The sequence below is a fragment of the Mitsuaria sp. TWR114 genome (assembly GCF_007997345.1).
Window position 1 is genome coordinate 1 of record NZ_VOSR01000842.1, and the last position, 2,414, is coordinate 2,414.

Genomic DNA, 2,414 nt, shown 5'->3' on the forward strand with positions numbered 1-2,414 from the left:
CGCTGCTGGCCGGCGGCGAAGGCCGGCTGCTGAGCATCTGCGCCGGCGCCCTGCTCGCGGCCCGGGCCGGGCTGCTCGAGGGCCGGCGCTGCACCACGCACCATGAATCGCTCGACGCGCTGCGCGCGCCGCGCCCGGCGCGGACGTGCAGGCCAACCGGGTGTTCGTGCTCGACGGCCGCTGGCCAGCAGCGCCGGCATCACGGCCGGCATCGACCTGGTGCTGGCCCTCATCGCCGAGCACTGCGGCGAGGCGCTGGCCGCGTCGGTGGCGCAGGTGATGGTGGTCTACCTGCGGCGCGGCGCGCAGGACCCGGAGCTGTCGCCGATGCTGGCGCACCGCCACCACCTGCATCCCGCGCTGCACCGGGTGCAGGACGCGATCTGCGGCGACCCGCGCGCGGACTGGAGCCTGGCTCGGATGGCCGAGGTCGCCCATGTCACGCCGCGCCACCTCACCCGGCTCTTCACCCAGCACGGCGGCACCACGCCGCTGGACTACCTGCGCGCGATCCGGCTTGAACTGGCCCGGCGTGAGCTGGCGCGGGGCCAGCGGCCGGCGCAGGCGGCACTGGCTGCCGGCTTCAGCTCGGACCAGCAGCTCCGGCGCACGCGACGACGGATGAGCGCGCCGGCCTGAGCCGCTGCGTTCCCCACCGGAGCGGGTCCCGCGCCGGCCCGCTGCGAGTCCGGCCCAGGGCGGGCCCCCGAGGCCCCCTCCGGCCTGCGGATTGCCCGCAAGTTGCGAGGGATTGCCGGCCGTTGACCCGCTGAAGGCCGGTCGATCGCCTCACCCCGCTTAGCACAAACCCGAGAAAGCCAAGTCAAGCGGGATTCGTGCACATCTGTTAACTTGCGCGCCCACATCGAACGAGGAGCGGGTTTTGAGCGATTGGCTGAAGCGACTGGAGGCCCTGGATCCGGCCCGTCTGGCGGGCATGCGCCGCGGCGTGGAGAAGGAAAGCCTGCGCGCGCTGCCGACCGCCGCCTCGCTGGCGCTGACGCCGCATCCGACCGCGCTCGGCTCCGCGCTGACCCATGAGACGGTCACCACCGACTTCAGCGAGTCGCAGCTGGAGCTGATCACCGGCGTGCATGCCTCCGCCGAGGCCTGCCTGGCGCAGCTGACCGAGATCCACCAGGCCGTCTACCGCAGCCTGGGCGAGGAACTGATGTGGGCGTCGAGCATGCCCTGCCTGCTGCCCGCCGATGAAACCATCCCCATCGGCCGCTACGGCGCCTCCAACATCGGCCGCGCCAAGAGCGTCTACCGCATGGGCCTGGGCCACCGCTACGGGCGGCGCATGCAGACCATCTCCGGCATCCACTACAACTGGTCGATGCCGGGCCTGGACAACGCCGACCACTTCGCGCTGATCCGCAACTTCCGCCGCCATTCCTTTCTGCTGCTGACGCTGTTCGGCGCATCACCGGCGCTGTGCGCCAGCTTCGTCGCCGGCCGCGAGCACGGCCTGCAGCCGCTGACCGACGGCACGCTGCACATGCCCCACGGCACCTCGCTGCGCATGGGCCGCCTCGGCTACCAGAGTGACGCGCAGGCCTCGCTGGCGGTCAGCTACAACAGCCTGGACGGCTACGCCGCCTCGCTGCAGGACGCGCTGACCCGCCCCTACCCCGCCTACGAGAAGGTCGGCGTGGTCAATCCGGGCGGCGAATACAACCAGTTGTCAACCACGCTGCTGCAGATCGAGAACGAGTTCTACGGCACGATCCGCCCCAAGCGCACCATTCGCTCGGGCGAGCGTCCGCTGCATGCGCTGCGCGAGCGCGGCGTCGAATACATCGAGGTCCGCTGCATGGACCTGGATCCGTTCGAGCCGGTCGGCATCGCCGCCAGCACGATGCGTTTCCTGGACATCTTCCTGCTGCACTGCTGGCTGACCGACAGCCCCAACGACACGCCGGACGAACTCGGCGCGCTAGCCCGCAACCAGCACCGCACCGCCTCGGCCGGACGCGAGCCCGGCCTGAAGCTGGAGCGCCGCGGCGGCGAGATCGCGCTGCGCGACTGGGGCCGCGAGCTGCTGACCGACTTCGCGCCGATCGCCCGCAAGATCGACGAGGCGCTGGGCGGCTCGCTGTACCGCGAGGCGCTCGCCCAGGCCGTCGAGCGCTGGGAGCGGCCGGACGAGCTGCCGTCGGCGCGGGTGCTGGCGGCGATGAGCGCCGGACACCGGTGCTCGCACCTGGACTTCGTCGCTTCCCGCTCCGAGGCCGCCCGCGCCCATGTGCTGGCGCAGCCGATGCCCGAGGGCCTGATGGCCCGCTTCGAACAGTCGGCGCGGGCCTCGCTGGAGACGCAGGCGGCGATCGAGGCGGCCGACACGGTCGACTTCGAGACCTTCCGCCAGCAGTACCTCGATCCGGCGCAGCTGCGCGGCTGAGGCCGCCGGC

The 2,414-nt window shown here is 72.1% G+C and carries 2 protein-coding genes; both read left to right on the forward strand.

Annotation, left to right across the window (positions count from 1 at the left end):
• The first annotated feature begins 102 nt into the window (after positions 1-102).
• Entirely contained in the window at positions 103-639 is a 537-nt protein-coding gene (locus FUT87_RS24805) for a helix-turn-helix domain-containing protein (RefSeq protein WP_404935444.1), read from the forward strand.
• 298 nt (positions 640-937) lie between these two features.
• Entirely contained in the window at positions 938-2,404 is a 1,467-nt protein-coding gene (locus FUT87_RS24810) for a glutamate--cysteine ligase (protein ID WP_404935445.1), read from the forward strand.
• The last annotated feature ends 10 nt before the right edge of the window (positions 2,405-2,414 follow it).

Bases quoted from the DNA above. Each gene is read 5' to 3' on its own strand.
- FUT87_RS24805 (WP_404935444.1), top strand. From the start codon at position 103: ATGAATCGCTCGACGCGCTGCGCGCGCCGCGCCCGGCGCGGACGTGCA.
- FUT87_RS24810 (WP_404935445.1), top strand. From the start codon at position 938: ATGCGCCGCGGCGTGGAGAAGGAAAGCCTGCGCGCGCTGCCGACCGCC.